At 62.8% G+C, this 26,296-nt stretch carries 24 protein-coding genes; 8 read left to right on the forward strand and 16 right to left on the reverse strand.

Features of this window, described 5'->3' with window-relative positions; all coding sequences use genetic code 11:
• Window positions 1-1,257, forward strand: a complete 1,257-nt coding sequence (locus tag FJ490_RS19540) for an Hsp70 family protein (RefSeq protein ID WP_140728881.1) — start codon at window positions 1-3, stop codon at window positions 1,255-1,257.
• A gap of 12 nt (window positions 1,258-1,269) precedes the next feature.
• On the opposite strand, the gene FJ490_RS19545 is transcribed toward FJ490_RS19540, so the two are convergent.
• A complete protein-coding gene (locus tag FJ490_RS19545) occupies window positions 1,270-2,172 on the reverse strand; it encodes a LysR family transcriptional regulator (RefSeq protein WP_140496685.1) in 903 nt (300 codons plus the stop codon).
• Window positions 2,173-2,449: 277 nt separating this feature from the next.
• Here FJ490_RS19545 and FJ490_RS19550 point away from each other — a divergent pair, with 277 nt between their 5' ends.
• The 3 genes from FJ490_RS19550 to FJ490_RS19560 are packed head-to-tail and all read left to right on the forward strand — an operon-like array spanning window position 2,450 to window position 7,052.
• The gene (locus FJ490_RS19550; RefSeq protein ID WP_140728880.1) at window positions 2,450-5,380 is read left to right on the forward strand and encodes a molybdopterin oxidoreductase family protein; all 2,931 of its coding nucleotides are present in this window, start codon (window positions 2,450-2,452) and stop codon (window positions 5,378-5,380) included.
• The gene (locus FJ490_RS19555) at window positions 5,377-6,111 is read left to right on the forward strand and encodes a 4Fe-4S dicluster domain-containing protein (protein ID WP_140496689.1); all 735 of its coding nucleotides are present in this window, start codon (window positions 5,377-5,379) and stop codon (window positions 6,109-6,111) included. Before FJ490_RS19550 ends, FJ490_RS19555 begins: the two co-directional genes overlap by 4 nt.
• Before the next feature lie 5 nt (window positions 6,112-6,116).
• The gene (locus tag FJ490_RS19560) at window positions 6,117-7,052 is read left to right on the forward strand and encodes a DmsC/YnfH family molybdoenzyme membrane anchor subunit (RefSeq protein ID WP_140629765.1); all 936 of its coding nucleotides are present in this window, start codon (window positions 6,117-6,119) and stop codon (window positions 7,050-7,052) included.
• Window positions 7,053-7,057: 5 nt separating this feature from the next.
• On the opposite strand, the gene pdeM is transcribed toward FJ490_RS19560, so the two are convergent.
• The 5 genes from pdeM to FJ490_RS19585 all read right to left on the reverse strand — a co-directional run bounded on the left by pdeM (window position 7,058) and on the right by FJ490_RS19585 (window position 13,102).
• Window positions 7,058-7,774, reverse strand: a complete 717-nt coding sequence (gene pdeM, locus FJ490_RS19565; RefSeq protein WP_140496693.1) for a ligase-associated DNA damage response endonuclease PdeM — start codon at window positions 7,772-7,774, stop codon at window positions 7,058-7,060.
• The gene (locus FJ490_RS19570) at window positions 7,771-10,320 is read right to left on the reverse strand and encodes a ligase-associated DNA damage response DEXH box helicase (RefSeq protein ID WP_140728879.1); all 2,550 of its coding nucleotides are present in this window, start codon (window positions 10,318-10,320) and stop codon (window positions 7,771-7,773) included. Before FJ490_RS19570 ends, pdeM begins: the two co-directional genes overlap by 4 nt.
• Window positions 10,321-10,419: 99 nt before the next feature.
• Entirely contained in the window at window positions 10,420-11,280 is an 861-nt protein-coding gene (locus FJ490_RS19575) for an NlpC/P60 family protein (RefSeq protein WP_140728878.1), read from the reverse strand.
• A gap of 29 nt (window positions 11,281-11,309) precedes the next feature.
• A complete protein-coding gene (locus FJ490_RS19580) occupies window positions 11,310-11,660 on the reverse strand; it encodes a MarR family winged helix-turn-helix transcriptional regulator (protein WP_140513216.1) in 351 nt (116 codons plus the stop codon).
• 77 nt (window positions 11,661-11,737) lie between these two features.
• Window positions 11,738-13,102, reverse strand: coding sequence for a leucyl aminopeptidase family protein (locus FJ490_RS19585; protein WP_140629770.1), 1,365 nt, complete (start codon window positions 13,100-13,102; stop codon window positions 11,738-11,740).
• 130 nt (window positions 13,103-13,232) lie between these two features.
• Between FJ490_RS19585 and FJ490_RS19590 the strand changes: the two genes are divergently transcribed.
• Complete coding sequence (locus FJ490_RS19590) at window positions 13,233-14,054, forward strand: tetratricopeptide repeat protein (RefSeq protein WP_140523904.1); 822 nt, start codon at window positions 13,233-13,235, stop codon at window positions 14,052-14,054.
• Between the two features lie 82 nt (window positions 14,055-14,136).
• Here the strand turns inward: FJ490_RS19590 and FJ490_RS19595 are convergent, their stop codons facing one another.
• From FJ490_RS19595 to FJ490_RS19635, 9 genes are all read right to left on the reverse strand, one after another.
• Complete coding sequence (locus FJ490_RS19595; RefSeq protein ID WP_140496706.1) at window positions 14,137-15,153, reverse strand: type II secretion system F family protein; 1,017 nt, start codon at window positions 15,151-15,153, stop codon at window positions 14,137-14,139.
• 9 nt (window positions 15,154-15,162) lie between these two features.
• Entirely contained in the window at window positions 15,163-16,176 is a 1,014-nt protein-coding gene (locus FJ490_RS19600) for a type II secretion system F family protein (protein WP_140496708.1), read from the reverse strand.
• A 29-nt stretch (window positions 16,177-16,205) separates the two neighbouring features.
• Window positions 16,206-17,714, reverse strand: coding sequence for a CpaF family protein (locus FJ490_RS19605; protein WP_140560882.1), 1,509 nt, complete (start codon window positions 17,712-17,714; stop codon window positions 16,206-16,208).
• A gap of 29 nt (window positions 17,715-17,743) precedes the next feature.
• Window positions 17,744-19,033, reverse strand: a complete 1,290-nt coding sequence (locus FJ490_RS19610) for a CpaE family protein (RefSeq protein WP_140728877.1) — start codon at window positions 19,031-19,033, stop codon at window positions 17,744-17,746.
• 34 nt (window positions 19,034-19,067) lie between these two features.
• Window positions 19,068-19,805, reverse strand: coding sequence for a CpaD family pilus assembly protein (locus tag FJ490_RS19615; RefSeq protein ID WP_140728876.1), 738 nt, complete (start codon window positions 19,803-19,805; stop codon window positions 19,068-19,070).
• Between the two features lie 14 nt (window positions 19,806-19,819).
• On the reverse strand, window positions 19,820-21,340 hold the full coding sequence (locus FJ490_RS19620; protein ID WP_140513208.1) for a type II and III secretion system protein family protein: 1,521 nt from the start codon (window positions 21,338-21,340) through the stop codon (window positions 19,820-19,822).
• Window positions 21,337-22,149, reverse strand: a complete 813-nt coding sequence (gene cpaB, locus FJ490_RS19625) for a Flp pilus assembly protein CpaB (protein WP_140624818.1) — start codon at window positions 22,147-22,149, stop codon at window positions 21,337-21,339. Before cpaB ends, FJ490_RS19620 begins: the two co-directional genes overlap by 4 nt.
• 201 nt (window positions 22,150-22,350) lie before the next feature.
• The gene (locus FJ490_RS19630) at window positions 22,351-22,869 is read right to left on the reverse strand and encodes a prepilin peptidase (protein WP_140728875.1); all 519 of its coding nucleotides are present in this window, start codon (window positions 22,867-22,869) and stop codon (window positions 22,351-22,353) included.
• Between the two features lie 161 nt (window positions 22,870-23,030).
• Window positions 23,031-23,210 (reverse strand): Flp family type IVb pilin, encoded by a 180-nt coding sequence (locus tag FJ490_RS19635; RefSeq protein WP_140496730.1) that lies wholly within the window; start codon window positions 23,208-23,210, stop codon window positions 23,031-23,033.
• A gap of 320 nt (window positions 23,211-23,530) precedes the next feature.
• Here FJ490_RS19635 and FJ490_RS19640 point away from each other — a divergent pair, with 320 nt between their 5' ends.
• From FJ490_RS19640 to FJ490_RS19650, 3 genes are all read left to right on the forward strand, one after another.
• Window positions 23,531-23,953 (forward strand): pilus assembly protein N-terminal domain-containing protein, encoded by a 423-nt coding sequence (locus tag FJ490_RS19640; protein ID WP_140496732.1) that lies wholly within the window; start codon window positions 23,531-23,533, stop codon window positions 23,951-23,953.
• Window positions 23,954-24,080: 127 nt separating this feature from the next.
• Entirely contained in the window at window positions 24,081-24,662 is a 582-nt protein-coding gene (locus FJ490_RS19645; protein WP_140513202.1) for a TadE/TadG family type IV pilus assembly protein, read from the forward strand.
• Between the two features lie 38 nt (window positions 24,663-24,700).
• The gene (locus tag FJ490_RS19650) at window positions 24,701-25,321 is read left to right on the forward strand and encodes a TadE/TadG family type IV pilus assembly protein (RefSeq protein ID WP_140624819.1); all 621 of its coding nucleotides are present in this window, start codon (window positions 24,701-24,703) and stop codon (window positions 25,319-25,321) included.
• A 6-nt stretch (window positions 25,322-25,327) separates the two neighbouring features.
• On the opposite strand, the gene FJ490_RS19655 is transcribed toward FJ490_RS19650, so the two are convergent.
• Window positions 25,328-26,245, reverse strand: coding sequence for a PhnD/SsuA/transferrin family substrate-binding protein (locus FJ490_RS19655; protein ID WP_140557605.1), 918 nt, complete (start codon window positions 26,243-26,245; stop codon window positions 25,328-25,330).
• Window positions 26,246-26,296 lie beyond the last annotated feature (51 nt).

Consider the following 26,296-nt stretch of genomic DNA (forward strand, 5'->3'; position numbering starts at 1 on the left):
ATGCGCCCAGCATTCGCCGGCATCGATTTTGGCACTTCCAACTCCACCGTCGGCGTGGTCAGGAGCGGCCAGCCGCACCTCGTCGCGCTGGAAGGCGGCGAGGTCACGCTGCCAAGCGCCGTGTTCTTCAACTTCGAGGACAACCGTACCTGTTTCGGCCGCCACGCCATCGCCAATTACACCGACAGCGTCGAAGGTCGGCTGATGCGCTCGCTGAAGAGCGTGCTCGGCAGCGCGCTCGCGCAGGAAAAGACGCGCATCAAGGCGCGGTCGATCGGCTTCATGGAGATCGTCGGCCTGTTCCTCGGCCATCTGCGAAAAAGACTGGAGGACGATGCCGGCGGCGCCGTCGAGAGCGTGGTGCTCGGTCGGCCGGTGCAGTTCGTCGACGACGACGCCGAGGCCGATGCCAGGGCACAAAGCGAGCTCGAAGGAGCCGCCCGCGCCCAAGGCTTCAAGCATATCGCCTTCCAGTTCGAACCGATCGCGGCGGCCCTCGACTACGAGCAGAAGGTGACGCGCGAGGAACTGGCGCTGATCATCGACATGGGTGGCGGCACGTCGGACTTCTCGATCGTAAGGGTCTCGCCGCAGCGTGCCCGCTCGCTTGACCGCAAGGACGATATCCTGGCCAGCCGCGGCATCCATATCGGCGGCACCGACTTCGACCGATTGCTTAGCATCGCGCATGTGATGCCGGAACTCGGCTATCTCAGCCCGACCAAGGACGGCAAGCGCAACCTGCCGGCCAGCTACTTCATCGATCTTGCCACATGGCAACGCATCAACCTAGTCTACACGGCCAAGGCGATGACGCATCTGCGCCAGATCCGCTACGAGGCCGAGCGCGCCGATCTCGTCGACCGCTTCATCCATATCGTCGAGCACCGGTACGGGCACGCGCTGGCCGCTCTTGTCGAAAGGGCCAAGATCGAGCTGACCGACAAGGTCTCGGCCGATGTCGAGGTGAGGCTGCCGGAAGTCCAGTTCGCCGCCGAGATCACCCGAAAGGCGCTGGACGCCACGATCGCCAGGGACATCGAGCGCGTTGCCGCCACGGTCGTCCAGACCATCGGCGACGCCGGGGTCAAGTCGTCCGACATCACCGCCGTGTTCCTGACCGGAGGATCCACCGCGATCCCGCTGGCGAGACAAAAAATCCTGTCCCTGGTGCCTCAGGCTTCGGTCATCGAGGGCGACATGTTCGGCTCGGTCGGACTTGGCCTTGCGCTGGACGCGCAGCGCAAGTTCGGCTGATATCCGGACAATTCACGAACGCGCGGACGCCTTCTCGTCGGCCCCCAAATGCGCCTTGAGCGCCATCTGGGCCAAGCTTGCCTGGCGGTCGCGATGTGTAATCATGGCGAAGTCGCGTTTCGGCAGTTCGAGCGGCACGGACCGCAGGCTGCCTTCGGCGACGGCGCGTCCGACGACGAGCTCCGAAATGATGGTGGCGCCGGCACCGGCCTCGACCGCCTGGCGAACCGCCTCGTTGCTCGGCAGCACCAGAAATATCTGCAGGTCGTCAAGCGAAATCCCTTCGCGGCGCGCCAGATCCTCCAGCACCTCCCGCGTGCCGGAACCGCCCTCGCGGATGATCCAGCGCAGCCCTTTTATGTCGGGGCGGCCCGGCGCGATTTCGGCGATCTCGGGATGAGAACCGGCAACCACCAGCATCAACCGGTCGATATCGACCTTGGCGCGGCGCAATATGTCGGACTCGGTGCGCCCCTCGACCAAGCCGAGATCGGCGGTTCCATCCAGCACGCTGGCTTCGACCTGCCTGGTGTTGCCTATGCTGACGCTCAGCCTGACCGCAGGATAGGCTTCGTGGAAGGACGCCAGCCGGCGCGGCAGCCAATAGCTGGCGATCGTCAGGCTGGCGGCGATGGAGAGGCTGCCGGCAACCGTCTGCGAGACATGTTCCAGCACATTGCGTGCGGCGGCGGCTCGTTCCAGTACGGCCTTGGCTTCTGGCAGGAACCGGTGACCGGTCTGGGCAAGCTCGATGTTGCGGCCGACGCGGTTGAACAGATGGACGCCGTGCTGCTCCTCAAGCGCGCGGATGGCGGCCGACGCGGCCGATTGGGAGATGCCCAGCAGCTCCGCCGCCTTGGTCATGTGGCCGCGCTCGGCGACGGCGACAAATATCCGCAACTGGTCAAGTGTCATAAGGCATTAAGAACCAATATCGATCGAATTTACAAGAACAACTGATTAGACGGGTTGATAGGCTTATTCTAAGTTTTCAATCGAAGTTAGAAAAAATTCGCTACCGATTGACAGAGAATGAAATGATCGGGCGGTTCAAGTCCCTGTTCGCGCACTGGACCCGCGGCCTGCGGCGGCGGCTGGCCGGCGATCGCTATCATCCGGAAGAGCATTACATGCGCGGTCCCGGGCCGAAAACCAGGGCCAAAGCCGCGAACCGCAGAAGCGCTCGGGGATCATGACCCAAGGATCTCTGCGCGGCGCGAATTCCGCCCCGTCCCAACGCCCGCTCGCCGACACGAACGCACCCGACGAGAACGATGGCGTCGACACCTCGCCCGCCATCTCCGACCGCATCGCCAAGACCACATGCTATATGTGCGCCTGCCGCTGCGGCATCGACGTGCACATCAAGGACGGCAAGGTCCGCTACATCAACGGCAACAAGGATCATCCGGTCAATCGCGGCGTGATCTGCGGTAAGGGCAGCTCCGGCATCATGCAGCATTACAGCCCTGCCCGGCTGAAAAAGCCGCTGCTGCGCACCGGCTCGCGCGGCTCGGGAGAATTCCGCGAGATCGAGTGGGAAGAAGCGCTGACGATCGCCGCGGAGCGGCTTTCGTCCATCCGCCGCAGCGACCCGAAGAAACTCGCCTTCTTTACCGGCCGCGACCAATCGCAATCCCTGACCGGCTGGTGGGCAAGCCAGTTCGGCACGCCGAACTTCGCCGCGCATGGCGGTTTCTGTTCGGTGAGCATGGCCGCAGGCGGGCTTTATACGATCGGCGGCTCGTTCTGGGAGTTCGGCGAACCCGACTGGGACAATACCCGGTATTTCATGCTTTTCGGCGTCGCCGAGGACCATGATTCCAACCCGATCAAGATCGGCCTCGGCAAGCTGAAGGCGCGCGGCGCCAAGGTGGTGTCGATCAACCCATGTCGCACTGGCTACAACGCCATCGCCGACGACTGGATCGGCATCCGGCCGGGCACCGACGGCCTGTTCGTGTTCGCCCTCATCCACGAGCTCTTGAAGGCAGGCCGCGTCGATCTCGACTATCTCCTGCGCTACACCAACGCCCATGTGCTCGTCATCCAGGATCCGGGTGCGGCCGATGACGGGCTGTTTGTCCGCGACAGCGCCGGCAACCCGCTCGCCTGGGACAGGGTGGCGAAGGTGCCTGTCCGCGCCACCGACGCCAGCGCCAAACCGGCATTGACCGGCAGCTTCACCGTCGACGGTCGTCGCTGCGTTCCGGTGTTCCAGCTGATCGCCGATCGATACCTCAATGAGAGCTATTCGCCCGATGCGGTCGCGGAGCGCTGCGGCATTGCCGCCGATACGATCCGCAGGATCGCCGCCGAGCTCGCTCATGTCGCCTTTGAGCAGACGATCGAACTGCCGGTGGCGTGGACCGACTGGGCCGGCCGCCGCCACGAGACGATTAGGGGACGGCCCGTGTCGATGCACGCGATGCGCGGCATCTCAGCCCATTCCAACGGTTTTCATTCTTGCCGCGCCATTCACCTGCTGCAGGTGCTGCTCGGAACGGTGGACGTCCCGGGCGGCTTCCGCTTCAAACCGCCTTATCCGCGTTGCGCGCCGCCAGGACCGAAGCCTGCCGGCAAGAACGTCCGGCCGATGACGCCACTGGACGGCATGCCGCTCGGCTTCGTCTGCGGGCCTGACGACCTTCTGGTCGATGAGGCAGGCGTGCCGATCCGCATAGACAAGGCCTATTCCTGGGAGGCGCCGCTCGCTGCGCACGGCTTGATGCACACCGTCATCCGCAACGCCTGGGCCGGCGATCCATACAAGATCGACACGCTGATGATGTACATGTCGAACATGGCCTGGAATTCCTCGATGAACACCGTCGAGACGATTCGTATGCTGACCGACCTCGACGAGGCGGGCAATTACAAGATCCCTTTCATCATCTATTCCGACGCCTATTATTCCGAGACCGTGCCGTTCGCTGACCTCGTGCTGCCCGACACAACCTATCTCGAACGGCACGACTGCATCAGCCTGCTCGACCGGCCGATCAGCCATGCCGACGGACCGGGCGATGCTATACGCCATCCCGTGGTCGAGCCGGACCGGGACGTGCGCCCGTTCCAATCGGTGCTGATCGAGCTCGGCGCGCGCCTCGGCCTGCCGGGTTTCGTCAGAGAAGACGGGGCGGCCAAATATGCCGACTATGCCGACTACATCGTCAATCACGAGCGCACGCCCGGTATCGGCCCGCTTGCCGGCTGGCGCGGCAAGGACGGCAATTCGACCGGCAAGGGCGAGCCAAACTCGGACCAGTTGCAGCGCTACATCGACAATGGCGGCTTCTGGCACCACGATTTCGCTGAGGACCAGCGCTACTACAAGATGGCCAACCGGTCCTATCTCGATTTCGCGGTGCAGATGGGCTTCATCCCGAAGGCCGAACCAGTCGTCTTCCAGCTCTATTCCGAACCCTTGCAGCGCTTTCGTCTGGCCGCGCGCGGCCATGGTCGGGCCGTGCCGCCCGAGAGCGAACGCCAGCGCATCGAGACCTACATGGACCCGCTACCCTTCTGGTACGTGCCGTTCGAGGAAGCGGCCGTCGACCAGCAGAAATATCCGTTGCATGCGCTGACGCAGCGGCCGATGCACATGTACCATTCCTGGGGTTCGCAGAATGCGTGGCTGAGGCAGATCACCAGCCAAAACCGGCTGTTCGTGCATGAGAGGACCGCCGCAGGTCTCGGCCTTGCCGACGACGACTGGGTGTGGATCGAAAGCATCAATGGCAAGGTCAAGGGACAGATCAAGCTGGTCGAGGGCGTGAACGAAAGCACGGTCTGGACCTGGAACGCCATCGGCAAAAGGCGCGGCAGCTGGGGGCTGAAGGACGATGCCGCCGAGAGCAATCGCGGCTTCCTGCTCAACCACATCATCGGCGACCAGACCACGGCAGACACCAACGGCAGGCGGTATTCGAATTCCGATCCGGTGACCGGCCAGGCGGCATGGTTCGATCTCAAGGTGCGCATCGTCAAATGCGCGGCGGAGGAAGCCGGTTTCACCGAGCCGCAATTCGAGCGTTTCCACCAGCCGCCGCAATTCCAGCCATCGCCGGACACACTTCGCTTTGGCGCCGAATTCCGCATGAACAGGGAAGCCGCCAAATGACCTGCGTCCCCGCCCACACGGGCAAAAAACTAGGCCTGGTCATAGACCTCGACACCTGCGTCGGTTGTCAGGCCTGCGTCACCGCCTGCAAGGAATGGAACACCGGCGGCCACATGGCGCCGCTGACCGACATCGACCCCTATGGCGGCCATGTCGACGGCGTCTGGTTCAATCGCGTGCACAGCTACGAGCACACCACCGCGATGGGCGGCCGCACGGTGAACTTCCCGCGCTCGTGCCTGCATTGCGAGACGCCGGCCTGCGTCACTGTGTGTCCGACCGGCGCCTCCTACAAACGAGCCTCGGACGGCATCGTGCTGGTCGATGAGGACAAGTGCATCGGCTGCAAGCTATGCAGCTGGGCCTGCCCCTATGGCGCGCGCGAATTCGACACCGATGTCGGCGTAATGAAGAAATGCACGCTCTGCGTCGACCGCATCTACAATGACAATCTGGCCGAGGAGGACCGCGTGCCGGCCTGCGTCGCGGCCTGTCCGACTAGCGCACGGCATTTCGGCGATCTCGGCGACCCCGCCTCGGCGGTGTCGCAACTGGTTGAGGAGCGTGGCGGTGTCGACCTGATGCCGGAACTCGGCTACCGCCCGACCAACAAATACCTGCCGCCGCGCGCGCATACCGAACGCGCCGCAAAGATTTCTGCGCCAACCCTGGAGCCGGTGAGGGCCGAGGGTGGGTTCCTCGGCTGGGTCGACCGCATGCTCTCGAACTAAACCCCATGCATCCAGCCTTCTCCGTCGTCTTCTTCACCACCGCCACCGGCGCCGGCTACGGCCTGCTGGCACTGCTCGGCGTGCTGGCGCCACTTGGCGTTATCGCACCCGATTTCTGGCTGGGCATCATCGGCATGGGACTGGCGCTCGGCCTGATCACCGCCGGCCTGTTGTCCTCGACCGGACATCTCGGCCGCCCCGAACGCGCCTGGCGTGCCTTCTCGCAATGGCGCAGTTCCTGGCTGTCGCGCGAAGGCGTCGCCTCGGTCGCCACGTTCGTCCCGGCGGGACTGTTCGGCATTGGCTGGGTCATTCTTGGCCGCACCGATGGCTGGGTCGCCGCCGCCGGACTTCTGGCAACGATTGGCGCCGTCATCACCGTCTGCATGACCGGCATGATCTATGCCTCGCTGAAACCCATCGCTCAGTGGCACAGCCCTTACACCTTGCCCGGCTATCTCATTTTCTCGGCGATGAGCGGCAGTGTGCTTCTGGCCGCGCTATGCCAAGGCTTTGCCGTCGGTTCCAAAATGCTTCTGGCAGCCTGCGTACTGCTGACCCTGCTCGGTTGGGCCTGGAAGCTTGCGACCTGGCGGTACAACGACCAATTGGAAATCCCCACCAACGCCAACACCGCAACCGGGCTTGCCGGGGGGACGGTTAGATCGCTGGAATGGCCGCATACCGAGGAAAATTATTTGCTCAAGGAAATGGGTTTTCGCATCGCGCGCAAGCACAGCGCAAAGCTGCGGCGGATCACCCAGCTCCTGGGTTTCGCGCTGCCCGCCTTGCTGCTGATTACGGCCTTCGCCTTGCCGTCACCTTTCGCGGCGCTCGCATCGGTGTTCGCCGCGGTCGCACAGTTTGTCGGCATGCTGGTCGAACGTTGGCTGTTCTTCGCCGAAGCGAAGCACACGGTCACTCTCTACTACGGGAAATAGCGGCTTCAGCCGGGTCGCAGCATCGAGCCTGAAATCGCAAAGATGCGGTCCGTGCCGAGCATATAGGCCATCAGCGATTCCAGGCGGAACAGGCCGGCATAGGCGCGGTCGAGCACGTTGAGTGAGCCGGTATAGGCGCCGAAGGCGGGCATGATCATGCGGCCGCCATCGCCGGCGAAGCAGCGCCGCCGCACTGAACGGCCCTGCTGGACGATGCGGGCGCAGGGATGGAGATGGCCCGATATCTCGCCCTCGACGCGCAGCTTCGACGGCTCGTGCCGGAACAGCAACGAGCCGATGGCGAGTTCGCGCACCGTATCGCCCGGCAGGTCGGCCGGCGCCTCCGGGTCATGGTTGCCGGCCACCCAGAACCAGTCGCGGCCCGCCATCAGCGCCTCCAGCCGTTCGCGGAAACTTCGATGCATGCGCTCGGCGCCGCCGCCATCATGGAAGGAATCGCCCAGGCTGATGACGATTGCCGGCTGGTAGTCCGAGATGACGGCCTGCAATCGCAGCAAGGTCGCGCCGGTGTCATAGGGCGGGAGCAGCATGCCGCGCCTTGCCAGCGATGAGCCTTTTTCCAGATGCAGATCGGAAACGGCCAGAAGCTTGAGCTCGGGAAAGTAGAGCACGCCGCGCGGATCGCAGACCGCACGTTCGCCGGCGATGCCGACCAGATCGGCGTCGGCGATCAACGATGCGCGCGCCAGCGAAAAATTCATTCCTCAGCCATCTCCGGCCCCATGGCTTCCTCAACCAGCGTGGCCGCATCCATCAGCAGCGTTTCATCGGCTTCGCCGTGCACCGGCATCTTGCCGATCTCGAGCATGATCGGCACGGCGAGCGGCGATATCTGTTCGAGGTTCTTATGCATGATTCGACCTTGAATGCGCGAGAGCATGTCCGCAAGTCTGCTGACATCGAGCAGGCCCGCCGCCGCGTCCGCGCGCGTCGCCTGGAGCAATATGTGATCCGGCTCATGGCTGCGCAGGACGTCATAAATAAGGTCTGTCGAGACAGTCACCTGACGGCCACTCTTCTCCTTGCCGGGATGACGCTTTTCGATCAGCCCTGAAATCAGCGCGCAATTGCGAAAAGTGCGCTTGAGAAGCCAGCTGTCTGCCAGCCAGGCCTCGAGATCGTCGCCAAGCATGTCCTCATCGAAAAGCGCGCCGAGCGAGGGTTTTCCGGCTTTGAACATCGCCCCCATGTCGCCCAGCGACCAAATGGCCAAGGCATAGTCGGTGGCGACGAAGCCAAGCGGCCTGGCGCCCGTCCTGTCCAGACGGCGGGTAAGCAGCATGCCGAGCGTCTGGTGGGCCAGCCTGCCCTCGAAGGGGTAGGCGACCAGATAGTGGCGGTTGCCGCGCGGAAAGGTCTCGATCAGCAGGTCATCGCGTTTGGGCAGCACCGATTTGTCGGCCTGGAAGCGCAGCCAGTCGGCCACCTGCTCGGGCAGTTTCTTCCACCGCTGCGGATCGTCCAGCATGGCGCGGACCTGTTCGGCGAGATAGGTCGAAAGCGGGAACTTGCCGCCGCCATAGTAAGGCACCTTCGCATCGCTGCCGGGCGCGTTCGAGACGAAGCACTCATTCTCGCGAATGCCTTCGAAGCGAAGAACTTTGCCGGCGAACATGAAGGTGTCGCCATGCGTCAGCGTCTCGAGGAAAGCCTCCTCGATCTTGCCTAAAACCCTGCCGCCGCGCGACACGGAACCCTTGCTGCCGGCCTGGACATAACGCACGTTGAGCGCCGGCACCTCGATGATAGTGCCGACGTTCAGCCTGTATTGCTGGGCCACGCGCGGATTGGATACCCGCCACAATCCCTCCTTGTTGAGGCGGATGCGGGCGTATCGCTCATAGCTCTTCAAGGCGTAGCCACCCGTGGCGACGAAATCGACGACGCGGTCGAATGTCGGCCGACCCAGCCCGGCATAGGGGGCCGCCGACCGCACCTCCTCGTAAAGATCGTCCGCGCGGAACGGTGCGCCGCAAGCACAGCCAAGGACATGTTGCGCCAGCACGTCGAGCCCGCCATCGACCAGTGGAGGCGTATCCTGCGCGCCGAGGTAGTTGGCATCCAGCGCTGCCCGGCATTCGAGCACCTCGAAGCGGTTGGCCGGGATGAGGATGGCTTTGGACGGTTCGTCCATGCGGTGGTTGGCGCGGCCGATGCGCTGTGCCAGCCGGCTCGCTCCTTTCGGTGCGCCGACATGCACGACAAGGTCGACGTCGCCCCAGTCGATGCCGAGGTCGAGCGTAGAGGTGGCGACGATGGCGCGCAGCGCATTGTCGCCCATCGCCTTCTCGACCCGCCGCCGCTGCGCGACATCGAGCGATCCGTGATGCAGCGCGATCGGCAAGGTATCTTCGTTGACGCGCCACAATTCCTGGAACAGCAACTCCGCCTGGCTGCGCGTATTGACGAACAGCAGGGTAGTCTTATGGCGCTTGATCTCGCGGTAGATCTCGGGCGTCGCGTAGCGGGCCGAATGTCCGGCCCAGGGCACGCGCTCCTCCGAATCCAAGATGGATATTTCGGGCTTTGCGCCGCCGGTAACGACGATCAGTTCGGCCATTTCGGGACTTGCCGTATTTTTGGGCGGATTCTGGCCGACCAGCCAGCGGCGCAATTCGTCCGGTTCGGCCACAGTGGCGGACAGTCCAATGGTCTGAAGCTCGGGCATGAACTGGCGCAGGCGCGCCAGACCAAGCGCCAGGAGATGACCCCGCTTCGAAATCACCAGCGAATGCAACTCGTCGAGCACGACATAGCGCAGGTCTTCGAAGAAACGCCTGGCATCGGGTGCCGCGATCAGCAGCGCAAGCTGCTCGGGCGTGGTGAGCAGGATGTCGGGCGGCACCAGCTTCTGCCGCTGGCGCTTGTGCGCCGGCGTGTCGCCGGTGCGGGTCTCGATGGTGAGGGAGAGCCCGATCTCTTCCACCGGTTTGCCGAGGTTGCGCTCGATGTCGACAGCCAGCGCCTTCAGCGGCGAGATGTAGAGCGTGTGGATGCCGCGGCGGGCCTGTCCCGGTTTTCGCCTGGCCCTGACGGCCAGTTCGGTCAGCGAAGGCAGGAACCCGGCCAGCGTCTTGCCGGCGCCGGTCGGTGCAATCAGCAGCACCGACTGCCCTGCTTGAGCCCTCGCCAGCAATTCGATCTGGTGGGCGCGCGGCGACCAGCCTTTCTCGCCAAACCATCTCAGGAATGGCTCGGGCAGGACAACGGCGGCATTCTGGTCGGCAAGGCGCGGCTTCTCTGTCACGCGTCAGAGGTAGCGCGACGGCGTGCGAACGCCAAGAACAATCGGAACAAAAGGTGATCGAGCAGTTTTTCTCTCCCCCGGAAGAAGGGAGGATCGGCGCTATGGCCGCCGGAACTCCGTCGGCCCGCCGTAGAGATAGCCGATGCGGGCGACGGCTTCCTTCAGACCTTCGCGCGATACCAGCATGGTGTGGCCGTTGGCGTGGATCATGGTCTCGGCATCGGTCATGATGGCGACATGGCCTTTCCAGAAAACGAGATCGCCGCGGCGCAGGCCGGAATAATCGGGGCCCGGATCGAGCGGCTCGCCGATGCTCTGCGCCTGCATGTCGGAATCGCGCAGGACATCGGCGCCGGCCATGCGCATCGCCAGTTGCACGAGGCCGGAGCAATCGATGCCGAAGCCGGAGACACCGCCCCAGAGATAAGGGGTGCCAAGGAACGTCTCGGCCACCGAAACATAGTCGGCGGCCACATTACTGAGCGGCCGCAGGTGACCCGCTATGATTGCCTCACCGGAGGGCAGGACGGCATAGTGGGTGCCGCGCGTTTCGGCGGACCCGGTCACCGTGACGGTGGACCCCATCGACAGCTGTCCCGCGATCGGAAGGCGCAGATCCGGGCCGGGATAGAGGAAAGTTCGGGGCACGGAGACGATATGGGTGAGCGCATGATCCCGCCCGCCCAACATGGCGTCGGCGACATAGCCGACATAACCGTCCCGTTCGGCCTGGATCCAGGCCCAGCCCTCTCTGTCCTCGAAAACGAGCACGTCATCGCCGAACAGGGCTTGCGTGTTGACACCAGCGTCTGGACGCGGAGCCTTGCGGATATCGGCAACCGGGATCGAAATCCGCGCCGGCCGGCCGGCGACAAAGCGGTCGGCAGCGATCTCTCCTTTCAATCTCGCATCGGCAAGATCGGGCCGAAAGGCGTGGAGGCGGGCATCCCTGGCGGTCAAATCAGTTTATCCATTGAAGCGGCTAGTCGTCAGATGGGCAGCTCTTGTGCCTTGGCGATGATACCATCGCCGAAGCGCTCGACAAAGAGGGCGCCTTCGACCGTGCGCTTGATCAGCACATTGCGCTTGTCGAGCTCGTCGCGATGGCGCGACACCAGTTTGAGCGCGCCCATCGTGTCGAGCGCCCTGGTGATGACCGGCTTGGTGACGTTGAGACGGGCCGCCAGCCCGCGCACCGTGTGCGGCGGCGGATCGAGATAGATGGTGAACAGGATAGCCGTCTGGCGCATGGTGAGGTCGGGCGCGTCGTCGCGCACCTGCGACAGCATCACTTGCTGCCACAATCGCAAGGCCTGGCTCGGGCGCATCGAAATCGACATCGCACGAGAATGACGGCAAATTGTTTCGGTTCCGTTTCAGTTTCGGCAACCTGCCGGCCCTGAAAGTCGCCGCCACCTCAGCCAAAACGCTTCGAGATGACGTGCTCCAGTGCCCGGATGCCTTGCGCCTCGCCGCCGGCAGGTCCGTGCGGACGATCGGCGGGGTTCCAGGCGAAGATGTCGAAATGCGCCCAGCTTGCCGTCTTCTCGACAAAACGCTTGAGGAACAGCGCCGCGGTGATCGAACCGGCGAACCCATCGGTGGTGACGTTGTTGATGTCGGCGATCTTCGACGACAGCTTCGCATCATAGGGCCGCCACAGCGGCATGCGCCACAGCGGATCCTCGACCGCCAGCGAGGCGGCCGCCAGGTCCGAGGCCAGCGCCTCGTCGCCGGTGTAGAAGGGCGGCAGGTCCGGACCGAGCGCGACACGGGCAGCCCCGGTCAGTGTCGCCATGTCGACAAGCAACTGCGGCTCCTCCTCGTCGGCCAGCGCCAGCGCGTCGCCCAGAACCAGTCTCCCCTCGGCGTCGGTGTTGCCGATCTCGACTGACATGCCCTTACGGCTCGCCAACACGTCGCCAGGCCTGAAGGCGTTGCCGGCGATCGAATTCTCGACGGCCGGGATCAGCACGCGCAGCCGCACGTTCAATCCGGAGGCCATGATCATCGAGGCCAGACCCAGCACATTGGCGGCGCCCCCCATGTCCTTCTTCATCAACAGCATGCCGGACGACGGCTTGATGTCGAGGCCGCCGGTATCGAAACAGACGCCCTTGCCGACCAGCGTCACTTTCGGCGCGCTCCTTGGCCCCCAGCCCATGTCGATAAGGCGCGGTGCACCGGACGAAGCGCGGCCGACGGCATGGATCATCGGGAAATTCTGCTTGATGAGGTCGTCGCCCTTGATCACCGACACTTCGGCCTTGTGAATTTCGGCCAGGGCTCGAACCGCCTTCTCCAGCTCGTCCGGCCCCATGTCGCTGGTCGGCGTGTTGACAAGATCGCGCGTCAGGAAGACGCCTTCGACGATGCGGCGAACGCGTTTTGCCTCTACGCCGGCCGGCAATTCGAAGCGCAGCGCCTTGCCCGGTTTCTTGCCATAGCGGGTAAAGACATAGCCGCCGAGGGCCAGCGCGATCGCCGCCAGCTCCGGCTCGGCCGGCGCGGAGGCGAAATGCCAGTCGCCCTCCGCCAGGCTTTTCGCCAGCGCGCCGACGGCCAGCGCGCCCTCGCCGTCGCCAATGCCGAACAAGGCACCGCCGAGCGCGCCGTTTTCCGCAGGCACGATGAGCGTCCTGCCCGCTTCGCCGGAGAAGCCGTTGGCCCTGGCCCACGCCACGGCTGATGACGTCAGACCGGCCGTCTCCAGACCGTCCTTAGCCACCAGATGGACAGGAAGCGGGTTGTTCAGCTTGTTCTCGACCAGTTCCACTGACATTCGATGTTCTCCTGCCGACGTCCGTCGATTCGGCGCTTCTTAACTGTCCGTTAGGGTTAACAGAATATTTCTTCGAGAGGGAAGATGGTCACGCAATGGCCACGCGCACGAATGGAGGCCCAGGGTGCCGATGTCGACGAACCGCACGATGAACGCCAGCGGAAAGCGGCTCATCACCACGGCCTTCATGCTCGCGCTGGCCGCAGGCGTTGCCGGCTGCGGAACCGACAAGATCAGCACAGGCTCGATCGGACGCACCAGCGGCAAGCCGCTGGAGACGATGTCGGCGGGAGAATTGCACAATGCGACGGCAGCGCTTGGCCAGTCCTATTCCAGGAATCCCAACGATAAGCGGATAGCGACCAACTTCGCCGCGGCGCTGCAGATGGATGGCGATGCCGACCAGTCGCTTGCCGTGATGCGCAAGCTGGCGATCGCCTATCCCAAGGATCGCGACGTGCTTGCCGCCTACGGCAAGGCGCTGGCCGCCAACGGCCAGTTCGAGGCGGCGCTTGATGCCGTGCGCCGGGCGCAGACGCCGGAATATCCCGACTGGAGGCTGGTGTCGGCGGAAGCGGCCATTCTCGACCAGCTCAGCCAGAAGGACGACGCGCGCCAGCTCTACCGCAAGGCGCTGGAGCTCAAGCCGAACGAACCTTCGGTGCTTTCCAACCTTGGCATGTCCTATGTGCTGGGAGGCGACCTGCGCACCGCCGAAACCTATATGCGCTCGGCCGCACAGCAGCCGAATGCCGACAGCCGCGTGCGCCAGAACCTGGCGCTGGTCGTCGGCCTGCAGGGCCGCTTCGACGAAGCCGAGAAGATCGCCTCGCAGGAGCTGTCACCCGAACAGGCGCAGGCCAATGTCGCTTATCTCAGGCAGATGCTGGCTCAGCAAAATGCCTGGAGCCAGCTCAAGGATCAGGACAAGGCGAAAGCCGCAACCAACTGAGCGGCACGCGGCCACCGAACCCTGCATAAGAGAACCGCGCTGCGTCAGCCGCGCGGTTTTTCTTTGGATCGGTCAGATTCACCTACTGGCTGCTGGTTTCGTGCGCCTGGCCGAAGATGCCGCGCTGGCTGACCTGGATGCCGGCAGGGCCGAGGATGATGGCGAACAGCACCGGCAGGAAAAACAGGATCATCGGCACGGTGAGCTTGGGCGGCAAGGCGGCGGCCTTCTTCTCGGCAGCGTTCATGCGTTGGTCCCGGCTTTCACCCGCGAGCACGCGCAACGCATGCGCCACAGGGGTGCCGTAACGCTCGGCCTGGACGAGTGCCTGCGACACCGACTTGACGGATTCCAGGCCGGTGCGGCTGGCGAGGTTCTCATAGGCCTGCTTGCGCTCCTGCAGATAGGAGAGCTCGGCGTTCGTCAGGATGAATTCTTCCGCAAGGGCCACCGATTGGGCGCCGATCTCGTCGGCGACCTTGCGCAATGCCGCTTCCACCGACATGCCAGATTCGACGCAGATCAGCATCAGGTCAAGCGCGTCCGGCCATGCCATCTGGATCGATTGCTTGCGCTTGGTGGCGCGGTTGTTGACATAGACGACCGGTGCGTAGAAGCCGCCATAGGCAACGAGGACGCAGACGAACAGCCGGATGAACAATGGCTGCTGCGGCAGTCCTCCGAGCACGAATATGTAGATCACGCCCAGTGCGAAGCCGACAAACGGAAGCACGAGGCGGAAGAAGAGAAACCGCGTCAGCGGGTTCTGTCCACGGAAACCGGCAACCTTGAGCTTCTGCAAAGTACCCTCGTCGGCGAGGGCGCGCCGCAGGTCGAGCCTGTCGACGATGTTGCGCATGCCGATCGACTGTTCTTCGCGCAGGCCCTTGCGGCGGCGATCCGCCTCGCTTGCAAGCCGCGCGCGCTGCTTGGCGCGCAATTCGTCGCGTTCCAGCGCGACCGACTTCATGCGCGCCTTGAGCTGGTTTCCGCCAAATGCCGGCAGCAAGGTGAAGACCGTCGCGAACACGGCAATGCCGACCAGCAGCGCGATCAGGAGGCCGGGATCCGTCAGTGATTTGACGACTTGTTCGGTCATGCCGCGGCCCTAGACTTCGAAGTTCATCATCTTGCGCATCACGAAGATGCCGATCGACATCCAGACGGCCGAAACCCCCAGGATCAGGTTACCGATGCTCGTGGTGAACAGCGGCATCAGGTAGTTGGGGCTGGAGAGATAGACGAGAAATGCGACGATGAAAGGCAGCGCGCCGATGATGGCGGCGGACGCCTTGGCTTCCATCGACAGCGCCTGGACCTTGGCCTTCATCTTCTTGCGGTCGCGAAGCACGCGCGAAAGATTGCCCAGCGCCTCGGAGAGATTGCCGCCGGCCTGCGACTGGATCTGAATGACGATGCCGAAAAAGCTCGCCTCGGTGCATGGCATGGTCTCGGGCATACGCAAGGTGGCATCCGGGATCGACAGGCCCATCTGCTGCGAATCGACGATGCGGCGAAACTCGGCCTTGACGGGCTCGGGGGATTCATTGGCGATCAGGCGCACCGCATCGTTCAGCGGCAGGCCGGATTTGACCGCGCGCACGATGATGTCGAGCGCGTTGGGAAATTCGTTGAGGAATGCCTTGACCCGCCGCGCGCGGCGAAATGAGACGAACCAGCGCGGCAGGCCGAGCGCACCGGCCAGCAGCACGCCAGGCAAAACAAAAAGCGGCGCCCCCACCACAAAGGCGATGATCGTCAGGGCTAGGCCGCAAATGGCGGAATAGATGTAGAAGCGTTCGATGGAAACCTTCAGGCCGGCTTGGCGCAGTTGGGCCTTCAGCGGCGGTTTCTTGACCGCGCTGTCCTTGGATTTCTGCTTCTCGTCGAGTTCCTTCAAGGAATCCTGGACCGACTTGCGTCTTTTGGCCGCCTCCGCCACGCGATCGCGCGAGGCCTTGACGACGGAGCGATCCGTCTCCGCGGTCTTGATCGTTTCCAGCCGCTTGCCGGCCTGCTTTTCGTTGCTGATCCGGGTGAACAGGAATGCATAGGCGACCGCGCCGGCGCTGAAGCCGGCGAGCACGACAAACGCCAATACGGTGCCGTCAATTCCAAACATCGACCAGAACCCTTACGCCTGCAGCAGCGTCAGTCAGCGCGTTTCTCCATCGCCTCAAGCGCTATTGCGAGGCGCTGCTCCTCGCCATAGTAACGGGCGCGGTCCCAGAAATGGGGGCGACCGATGCCGGTCGATACATGCTCTCCCAGCAGCCGCCCATTCGCGTCCTCGCCCTTGATGTTGTAGAGGACGATGTCCTGCGTGATGATGACGTCGCCTTCCATTCCGATCACCTCGGTGATGTGAGTGATGCGGCGCGACCCGTCGCGCAGGCGTGCCGCCTGGATAATCACGTCGATGGAGCCGACGACGATTTCGCGCACGGTCTTCTGCGGCAGCGAAAAACCGCCCATTGCGATCATGGATTCGATACGATTCAGGCATTCGCGCGGGCTGTTCGAGTGGATCGTTCCCATCGAGCCGTCATGGCCGGTGTTCATCGCCTGCAGAAGGTCGAACACCTCGGGTCCGCGCACTTCGCCGACGATGATGCGCTCGGGCCGCATGCGCAGGCAGTTCTTGACCAGATCCCGCATCGTCACCTCGCCTTCGCCTTCAAGGTTGGGCGGGCGGGTTTCCAGACGGACAACATGCGGCTGCTGTAGTTGCAGTTCGGCCGAGTCCTCGCAGGTGATGACGCGTTCCTCGCGGTCGATGTAGTTGGTCAGGCAGTTGAGCAGCGTCGTCTTGCCCGAGCCGGTGCCGCCGGAGATGACGATGTTGCAGCGGACACGGCCGATGATCTTGAGAACCTCGGCTCCTTGCGGCGAGATGGCGCCGAACTTCACCAGCTGATCGAGCGTCAGCTTGTCCTTCTTGAATTTGCGGATGGTGAGCGCGGTGCCGTCGATGGCGAGCGGCGGCGCGATGACGTTGACGCGGGAGCCGTCGGGAAGACGCGCATCGCAGATCGGGCTGGATTCATCGACGCGGCGGCCAACCTGGCTGACGATGCGCTGGCAGATGTTGAGAAGCTGCTGGTTGTCACGAAAACGAATGCCGGTCTGTTCGACCTTGCCGTTGACTTCGATGTAGACGTTCTTGGAGCCGTTGACCATGATGTCGGCGATGTCGTCGCGGGCGAGCAATGGCTCGAGCGGCCCATAGCCAAGCACGTCGTTGCAGATATCCTCGAGCAGTTCTTCCTGTTCGGCGATCGACATCGCGAAATTCTTGATCGCGATGATGTCGTTGACGATGTCGCGGATTTCCTCGCGCGCGCTTTCGGGATCGAGCTTGGCGAGTTGCGACAGGTCGATCGTGTCGATCAGGGCGGCGAAGACCTGGCTCTTGGTGTCGTAGTAGGTTTCGCTCTTTTCGCGCGCCGCCCGCTTCGGCTCCGGAGCTATCGGCGGCGACTCGACCGCGCGGCGGGCCGGCGGTGCAACAGGAGCGCTCGACGCAGGTGCGGCCGCCGGCCTCGCAAGAACCGCCGTATCGGCCGAATCCGCGACGGCTGGCGCGGTCGGCGCCGGTGCCGGCTGGCGGAATTCCGGCTTGAACCGGTTGCCGTCGTCGCTGCCTCTCTTACCAAACATGATCGACTACCGATTCCACTGAAGAAGCATCATTTCTTGTTGCGCGAAAGCTTGCCGAGCAGATTTCCGAGACCCGCTTTTTTCTTCACCCGGATTTCGCTGCGACCGGTCAGCACATGGGCAATTTCGTTGATCGTGGCGACAACCGGGTTCTTGGCGTCCATTTCACCAAGCATACGTCCGTTGTTGGCGGCATTGCCGAACAGCAGCGGGTCAAAGCCGATGATCGCCATCGCGGCCAGGCCGAGCGGCTCGGCGAAATCGGACGGGGAAATCTCCGGACGTTTGGGCACGCCGGCCTGATTGATGATGAGTTTGGGCGGCGAGTCGTTGGGACGAAGCCGTTTGAGCATGTCGACCAAATTCTTGGTATTGCGCAAATTGGCCAGTTCCGGCGTCGCCGTGATGACGATTTCATCGGCCTTGATCAGGGTGTTCTTGGCCCAACCCGTCCAGACATGGGGAAGGTCGAGCACCAGGAGCGGCACGGTGCGCTGCGCGGTGTCGACAAGCTGCGTAAAGGCGTCGGGATCGAAATCATAGACGCGTTCGAGCGTCGAGGGCGCGGCGAGCAGCGAAAGGTGTTCGGCGCACTGGGTCAGCAGCCGGTCGAGATAGACTTCATCGATGCGCTCGGGCGAAAACACCGCTTCGGCGATGCCTTGCGCGGGATCCTGGTCGAAATTGATGTTGGCCGTGCCGAAAGCGAGGTCGAGGTCTGCGACGACCACCTCGGATTTGAACAGGGAGGACATCGCCCAAGCCACGTTATGGGCGATGGTGGAAGAGCCGACGCCACCCTTGGCGCCGACGAAGGCGATCGAGCGGCCGAGCGGCTCGGCTTCCGGATCGACAAAGATCGACGATATGACGCTGACGATGTCGGCCATCGACACCGGCGCGATGACATATTCGGAAATGCCGGAGCGGATGAGCTCGCGATAGAGGCCGACGTCGTTGTAGTGGCCGATTACCACCACTTTGGAAGACGGGTCGCAATATTCCGAGAGCTGCGCGAGTTGTTCCAGCAGCTGCTTTGGTTCGCTGCGCGACTCCAGCAGGATCAGGTTCGGCGTCGGCGCCGACTGGTAGAATTCTATGGCGGTGGGAACGCCGCCCATATGGACCTTGAGATGGGCCTTGGTCATGCGGCGGTCCTCGCCGGCGCGCTCGACTGGATTGGCGACACCCTCGGTCTCGCAGAATGCCTGGATCGAGATGCGGGGAACCGGCCGCAGCGCCTGCATCGCGGCGATGTCCTGCGGCGAGGTCTCACCGCCGTCCACGGGGGTGTCATAGGCAAGATTGCTCATGGTCATCTTTCCGTGACTTCTCTTTTCCTTAGGGCGCGGCTCAGTATGTCACTTCAGAATTGCCGAGGAACTCGTCCGAAATACCCCTGCTGCGGTAGACGTCGATCACCGCGCCACGATTTTCCGCGTCGATGGTGGTCTGCTTGCGCGGCCCGATCAGGTCGGCCGGATTGGCCATCTGGGCGGCGAGATTGTTTTGATAGGAGCAGCCGAAATCGGCATAGTGTTTGTTCTCAGACGTCTCCAGCAGGTCATCTGGCCATCGTCCGCATTTGTCGGTCTGGGCCTTCACGGCGATATACGCGACCCGGATCGGGGCGGATGTCTCACTCGAGGCAGCCTGATAGGAGACGACCACGATCCGGTTGCGCTTGACGCCCGCGGCAATCGCGAGCCGGGCGAAATCGCGCGCTGCTGCGGCGGCGGCGACCTCGTTGGCCGAGCCGCTCGGAACCTGGATCGTCAGCGTCGGGGCAGCACTCTTGTCATAGCCGTCGAGGAAACCCAGGAGCGTATCGCGCTGCGAGCCGGTCATGCCGCGGTCACCCGCACCGACAGGTAGATCTATCTTTTGGTTCTTCTCGGCGATCACGATCGGATGGTTGGTGCGGTAGTCGTCTGGAATGGCGCCGACGGTGACACTGTCGCGCTGGGCACAGCCGGCCAGCAATGCCGCCATCGCCACCGCCAGGGCAGGAATGGCGCGCCGGAGAATTCCCGAACGGCCGGAGCGCGTGGTCATGGCGATGATCCTTGCCTGCAATGCTGACTGAGACATGTCCGCTTCCCCGTTCACTTGTAGATGAAGCCGACGACGCCGTGATAACGGCCGCTGGGCTTGTCCGTCTGCATTGTGCCGTAGACACGATTGACTCGGCCCAGGAACATACCGGCGCCATCGCTGGCGGCGTTGAAATTGTCGTCAGGTTTGGCGAGGTCGTTTCGTGCCACCGGTTTCACCAGATAGGGCGTGATGATGATCACCAGTTCGGTCTCGTTGCGCACGAAGTCTCTGCTTCGGAACAGTGTGCCGAGCACCGGGATCTTTGTCAGCCCGGGCAGGCCGGCGACAGCCTGCCTGACGTCATCGCGGACGAGGCCGGCGATCATCATCGAACCACCTGACGGCAATTCGACGGTCGTGTCGGCAAGTCTCTTGCGGATAGACAACAGCGTGGTTCCGGGCAACCTGCCTGCAGCTTCCAGCGTGGTGGCGCCTTCGGCAGTAGGCTCCGACACGGACGTCCGGACCTTGAGGCTGATCCGACCGGCCGACAGCACAACCGGCTGAAACTCCAGGCCGATGCCGTATTCGAGTTTGTCGTTGGTGTATGTGACCTGCCCTGTCTTGTTCTCGTCCGAAACATTGTTCGTACGGCTGGTGATGAGATTGAACTCGCCACCGACCCTGAATGTTGCCTTCTCACCCGACACGGCGGTGAGGGTCGGCTCCGCCAGCGTCTTCATGACGCCACCTTGCTCCATTGCGTTTAGATACGCCTGAAGCGCCGAGGTGCCGATCGAAGCTCCCGAGAATTGCGACAGCGGTTTCCCGAGCCCGTATGCCGGGGTGCTCATCGCGTCATAGCTGATGCCGTTGCTACCGCCGCTGCCCACCATGTTGACGCCAAGCTGCTTCATCACGGAGCGGCTGACTTCGGCGACCGTCACCTTGAGCGTGACCTGGTCGTCGCCGATGATCTGCAAAAGATTGACGATTTTCGAGACGCGGCGTTCCTGGTCCGGATTGTTGATGTCGACACCACTCTGGGCCGAGCCGCCGGCCGCGGTCTGCGAATATTGTCCCGTCGTCGCTTCACCGCCCGAGACGAAGATCGTCGCCAGGTCGACGGCGCGTTTGGCGTCCAGCGGCGTGTCGACGGTTCCCGTCAGGACGACGTTGTCGTTCAGCAGTTCGACCTTGATGGACGATGTCGGGATGAAGCGCTTGATATAATCCTCCAGGCCTGCGACGTCGCGTTCGACGGCCAGATCGAGGCTGACGATCTGTTCGCCATTCGGCCCGAACACAAAGATGTTGGTCTCGCCAACCGCCTTGCCGAACAGGTAGATGCGCCTCGCGGTGCGGGTCACCGCATCGGCGACGGTCGGATTGGCGACAAGAATGTCGTAGGCATCACTCGGCAGGTCGATGACCACCGACTTGTTGAGGCCGAGCTTGACGCGCTGGGTGGCCGCCGAAGCCGAAACCTGTGCACTCTTGGCCTCGACAACGCTCTGCACGTTTGTCCCAATGAGCAGCAGGCCGAAAGCCGCTGCCATGATCGCCGGCAGTTTACCGCTTAGCCTCATTTCCTTGCCCCCACTTCGGAAACTTCGCCCGACTTGATCAGCCTGACCGTTCCCTTGCGGCCATTGCCGGAAACGAGATAGTCGGCCTCATCCAAATTCTTTTCCTGGGTGTCCGTGATCGCGCGCAGCGCGAGCGTCAGGCGATCCGCCATCTGTTGGGCGACGGTGATGATCTCCGCCTGCTTGGGCGTCAGTTCCAGCGTGGCGGTCTGGCCTACCCTGGTCTTCTTGCCTTCCTCGTCCTCCTGGATGGTCTGGTCGATCGCCAGGACGCGGATGTTCTTGAGGATGGTTTCGGTGTTGAAGCCGGAGCCGCCGCTGTTGGCATCGGCCCGGCGGGTCATGATGACGTCGACGAAATCGTTCGGAAGGATGAAGCCGCCGGCAGAGGTGTCGGCCGATATCGTCGTGGCGACCGCCCGCATGCCGGAGGGCAGGATCGACGACATGAAGCTTTGCCCCTCGCCGATCAGCTTGGAACGCCGCACCGGCTCGCCCGCGTACATCGGCACACGGGCTATGGACGCCTTCAGTTTCTCCAGGGCGTCGGGAGCAGTGGCCTTGGTGATGAAATTGGCGTTGATGCCGTCAGCCGGCCAGGATTGCCAGGCAATGTTGTTCTCGAGCGGGCTGCCCATGGTGACATCGCCCGACAGGACAAGCACGTCCTGCAATGCCACGGCGGGAGCCGCTGGACCGGACTCGACGATCTGCGGTGGCGGCGCGGCGACCATGTTCTTCGCGACATAGCCAGCACCACCCGCCGCGGCGACCGCCACGCTCAGAATAATCAATCGGGATGCTGGCATCTGTCCGAACCCTCGCCTTGGCAAACCACCTAGCCAGGCCGGACTTTGCAGCGGCAATCGTCAAAACAAGGTTAATGTAATGCTTACGATCGTGATTAATTTAAGGTTTACATAAATTAGCTGTATTGCGCAGCCACGGACAAACAGCCAGCCCCGCTCCGCGGAGCCAGCCGCAACACAGCCAAGGAATGATCGGTAAGGTCAGGCCGCCAGCCTGGCCAGCGCCCAGACCATCAGGGGCGAATCCGGGTAGGTCAGCAATCCGCCCAAACCGAGCGCGATGCCGTAGGGAACCCCGGTCGTCTCGTCCGCGAAGTGACGCAGGAACGGATTGCGGCCGGTAAAAACCGCAAGCGGCGACTTCCGGTAGACGAGAATGGCAAGCGTCAGCAAGCCGCCTATGAAGGTCGAGACCACGAGATACTCGACGAACTGGATGTTGAGTCCCATCCACACGGCGGTCGCGGCCAGCAGCTTGGCATCACCGCCGCCCATGCCGCCCATTGCAAAGAGGCCGAACGTTGCGGCAAGAACCAGCGCGCCGGCGGCGAAATGCCAGCCATAGGCCGCCCATTCCATGCCGGTCAGCGGCGCAACCAGTGCGAAGACGACGACGAGCAGCACCGGCACGCGATTGGCGATCGTCATCGACAGCATGTCGGAGATCGCGGCGAACAGCATGCAGAACGGGAAGACGACGAAGATCAGGGCTTCAAGCATCGGCGCTATGCCTATTATCGGATTAAGCCGCACTCAATCTAAGCATGTTCGATTAACGATTGATGAGGCCCAGAGCAAAAAGACATTGAATAGAACAAGGGCCGCCAGGTGGCGGCCCTTGTTCAGAACGCAATCCGAGCGCTCAATATACTTGACGTCGTTCAGGGCGTCGGGACGTTGTTCAGGGACGTTCCGATAGCTTCGAACTTGGCGTTGATGGCGTTGCCAAGCGCGCCGGCGCCGACGATGATGGCGAGCGCGATGAGGGCGGCGATCAGACCATATTCGATAGCGGTCGCGCCGGATTCGTCCTTTACGAAACGTGCAATGAGATTAGACATTCGAGAGCTCCTACTCCACGTGTTACAGCACTTCCGTCAACTTCTGTGATGGTTGATCGGATGCTGCCAATCTAGGGAGAAGCTCTTTCGATCGACTTAATAAACAGCCTTACCGATTCCTTTCCCGGTTGGAACATATTGCGTGGTTAACTATGGGCTAAGCGCCGGCCGAGGCGCAATTCCCAGGCAAGCAGCCGCAAAAGAAACAGCTCCGCGGCGCGTATGACGATCGCGGCATATGGCGCCCGGGCCTGCTTAACCGTTGGTTCACCAATCTCGTTCATGTTCCGTTGAACAGTCCGCCCGCCTGGAGCGCGTCAATGGCCGAGCCGAAATCGTCGATCCTGATTGCCGTGCTTCTTGCCGCCGTGAGCTTTGTCATGCCCGCCAGGGCCGACACCGGCATCGAGGTCACCATGAACCAGGCCAAGATCGTCAAACTGTCGCGCCCCGCCGACACGATCGTGGTCGGCAACCCGGCAATCGCCGACGCGTCCGTGCAGGACGCCTCGACGATCGTGCTGACTGGCAAGGGCTTCGGCGTCACCAACCTCGTCGTCCTCGACCAGGATGGCAGCCCGATCATCGATGAACAGATCACCGTCGTGCGGCAGGCGGCCTCGTCGGTGCGCATCTACCGGCGCGCTGAAGTTCAGACCATGTCCTGCACGCCCTATTGCGAAAGCTCCTACAAGAGCGAAGCCGAAAAATCCTCAGAAGCCGAGATGAGCGTCAGCCGGTAGGCACGCGGTCCAGGTTAGCGGGTGGTTAAGGCGCCCGCGGCGACTTTAACGATCATTCAAACCGGACTTCAACTGGTTTGCACTAGTACACCTGCCGAGACCGTCTGGGGATGGGCAGGATCAGAGCATGAGCATCGAATTCGTCTCGACAAGCGACCGCAAGGCAAGACGGGCACGGCTTTTCGCACGCTTCGCCGGCGACCGCCGCGGCAGTACGGCACTGGAATTCGCGCTGCTCGCATTGCCGTTCGCGGTTCTTGTCTTCGCCATCCTGGAAAGCTGCATCTCATTTGCCGGCCAGGAAGTTATGGCCAACATCACCGACGACATCGCGCGCAAATTGCGCACCGGGCAGTTGAGACCGGCCGACGTCGCCGGGGACAAGTTGAAGACCATGATCTGCGACAAACTGAAGATCATCGTCTCGCAGGATTGCCCAAATCAGCTGGACGTGGACCTTCGCGCATATACCACGTTCGCCGACGCGGCCACGGCCAGCTTCAAGATCGAGAATGGCGAGATCATCTTGATGCAAGGCGCCAACTCGCAGCCCTTCGCGACCACGCCGGGCCTGGCAGAATCGAAGAACATGCTGCGGGTCTTCTACAAATGGCCCGTCATGACCGATCTTCTGGCTCAGTCGATGGGCGGTAACAAGACACTGCATTTTGCATCGGTGACCTGGCAGAACGAGCCATTCGACAACTGAGTTCGCGGCGAAAGCAAAGCCAAGAAAAAGGGACGGGCATGATGCGTGCGGGGGCACATCCAGAAATTGCAGGACGCTGGGGGAAGTGGGTCGGTTTCATACGCGATCGCCGCGGCATCGCGGCGGTCGAGTTCGCTCTCATCGTGCCAATCCTGCTGATCATGTATTTCATCACCATGGAGGCTTCGCAGGCCATCGAGACCAGCAAGAAGGTCAGCCGCATCGGCAGCATGGTCGCGGATCTGGTCACGCAGCAACCGACCATCGTCAAGGCGGATCTGGATGCCATCATGAAGATCGGCACCTCCACCTTGCAGCCGTACAATCGCTCGAAGCCGGATATCACCATCACGGCAATACAGGTCACAACCGACACGCCGCCCAGGGTGAACGTGGTGTGGTCGCGCAAGGTGGTCAATGGTGCTTACAGTATCGGCACCGCCCTGCCCGCAACCACTACGGTTCCGGCAACGCTCAGGGTCGCAGGCACCTTTCTCATTCGTGTCGAAAGCAAACTTGGTTACAAACCGATCATCACCTGGTCCGCAGACAGCTCACAGACGGCCGGATTGACGACGGTCTTCAACCACATATCGATGGGCGAGACCTATTATCTGCGTCCGCGCAGGAGCCTGACGATACCCTGCGGCGACTGCTGACGACCCCTATCGCCGCACGCCACCATCCGACACCAGACGCACGATGGCGTGCGCCATCTCGTAATCCTTGGGAACCACGGTGGCGAAACCGCCGGAATGCCTCGATTCCAGCAGGTCGTAGATGTCGGGCGTCGTCGATTTGAGATTGGTCAGGAAAACCGCCAACCGGCGCTTGGCTTCCGGGTCGAGATCGCTACGCACCGCGTGAGGACCGTATCTCAGCAAACCCGACGTCCATACGACTTGAAGGGCGGTCGCCGAAAGCCCGGCGGCTTCGAGCCTTGCCTGCGTGCCCGATAGTCTTGGCTCGCCGTCGGCCGCCGCCGTCGCCCAGCCGAACAAGGCATCGGCCTGGCCATCGACCAGCATTCCTTCCGCGGCCGAGGCGGAACCGGCGTGAACCAGAAACGATGCGTCCTCTGCGATCTTGACGTGCTCGGCAGCCAGTCCGGCCAATGGCAAAAGAGAACCAATGCTGTCCGCCGGCGGCATGGCGATCCGGTGGGTTTCCATCGCGGCCAGGCTGGGCACCTTGCCATCCTTCGTCAGCAGCACGGCGCGGATGCCGACCGCGCCATCGGAATCGACCGGTGCCACAAGCGGTTCGACGCACTCGCAGCGTCTTGACGCCGTTGCATAGGCGGTCGCCGAGTAGACGGCATATTCGATGCGAGCATTGGCCTGCGCATCGATCAGCGCGGCATAGTCACGGGCAACGACGAACTCCACCTTCATGCCCAGCGCGTTGGTAAAGGCCTCGGTCAACCGCGCCAGGCCTGGAACGGTGTTGGCGGCGCCGGGTTCGGCGACGATGCCGATGCGAAACGTGCCGATATCGTCACGCCAGTCGGCGTGCGCCGAGCCGGACCAGACCGCGCCTTGCGCGATCATGAGAGCGGCGCATGTCTTCAGGGCAGCTTTCATGGGAGACCCGGTCCTGCGATCCGTCAATGAATTGGTTCCGGACTATCGCGC

This window comes from Mesorhizobium sp. B2-5-11 (assembly GCF_006440835.1).
Lineage (GTDB): Bacteria > Pseudomonadota > Alphaproteobacteria > Rhizobiales > Rhizobiaceae > Mesorhizobium.

Coding starts and splice junctions, on each gene's coding strand:
- cpaB (WP_140624818.1), bottom strand. CDS start 22,149: ATGCCAGCATCCCGATTGATTATTCTGAGCGTGGCGGTCGCCGCGGCG.
- FJ490_RS19550 (WP_140728880.1), top strand. CDS start 2,450: ATGACCCAAGGATCTCTGCGCGGCGCGAATTCCGCCCCGTCCCAACGC.
- FJ490_RS19605 (WP_140560882.1), bottom strand. CDS start 17,714: ATGTTTGGTAAGAGAGGCAGCGACGACGGCAACCGGTTCAAGCCGGAA.
- FJ490_RS19590 (WP_140523904.1), top strand. CDS start 13,233: ATGTCGACGAACCGCACGATGAACGCCAGCGGAAAGCGGCTCATCACC.
- FJ490_RS19650 (WP_140624819.1), top strand. CDS start 24,701: ATGATGCGTGCGGGGGCACATCCAGAAATTGCAGGACGCTGGGGGAAG.
- FJ490_RS19640 (WP_140496732.1), top strand. CDS start 23,531: ATGGCCGAGCCGAAATCGTCGATCCTGATTGCCGTGCTTCTTGCCGCC.
- FJ490_RS19555 (WP_140496689.1), top strand. CDS start 5,377: ATGACCTGCGTCCCCGCCCACACGGGCAAAAAACTAGGCCTGGTCATA.
- FJ490_RS19655 (WP_140557605.1), bottom strand. CDS start 26,245: ATGAAAGCTGCCCTGAAGACATGCGCCGCTCTCATGATCGCGCAAGGC.
- FJ490_RS19610 (WP_140728877.1), bottom strand. CDS start 19,033: ATGACCATGAGCAATCTTGCCTATGACACCCCCGTGGACGGCGGTGAG.
- FJ490_RS19560 (WP_140629765.1), top strand. CDS start 6,117: ATGCATCCAGCCTTCTCCGTCGTCTTCTTCACCACCGCCACCGGCGCC.
- FJ490_RS19620 (WP_140513208.1), bottom strand. CDS start 21,340: ATGAGGCTAAGCGGTAAACTGCCGGCGATCATGGCAGCGGCTTTCGGC.
- FJ490_RS19615 (WP_140728876.1), bottom strand. CDS start 19,805: ATGTCTCAGTCAGCATTGCAGGCAAGGATCATCGCCATGACCACGCGC.
- FJ490_RS19645 (WP_140513202.1), top strand. CDS start 24,081: ATGAGCATCGAATTCGTCTCGACAAGCGACCGCAAGGCAAGACGGGCA.
- pdeM (WP_140496693.1), bottom strand. CDS start 7,774: ATGAATTTTTCGCTGGCGCGCGCATCGTTGATCGCCGACGCCGATCTG.
- FJ490_RS19630 (WP_140728875.1), bottom strand. CDS start 22,869: ATGCTTGAAGCCCTGATCTTCGTCGTCTTCCCGTTCTGCATGCTGTTC.
- FJ490_RS19585 (WP_140629770.1), bottom strand. CDS start 13,102: ATGTCAGTGGAACTGGTCGAGAACAAGCTGAACAACCCGCTTCCTGTC.
- FJ490_RS19540 (WP_140728881.1), top strand. CDS start 1: ATGCGCCCAGCATTCGCCGGCATCGATTTTGGCACTTCCAACTCCACC.
- FJ490_RS19595 (WP_140496706.1), bottom strand. CDS start 15,153: ATGACCGAACAAGTCGTCAAATCACTGACGGATCCCGGCCTCCTGATC.
- FJ490_RS19635 (WP_140496730.1), bottom strand. CDS start 23,210: ATGTCTAATCTCATTGCACGTTTCGTAAAGGACGAATCCGGCGCGACC.
- FJ490_RS19545 (WP_140496685.1), bottom strand. CDS start 2,172: ATGACACTTGACCAGTTGCGGATATTTGTCGCCGTCGCCGAGCGCGGC.
- FJ490_RS19580 (WP_140513216.1), bottom strand. CDS start 11,660: ATGTCGATTTCGATGCGCCCGAGCCAGGCCTTGCGATTGTGGCAGCAA.
- FJ490_RS19600 (WP_140496708.1), bottom strand. CDS start 16,176: ATGTTTGGAATTGACGGCACCGTATTGGCGTTTGTCGTGCTCGCCGGC.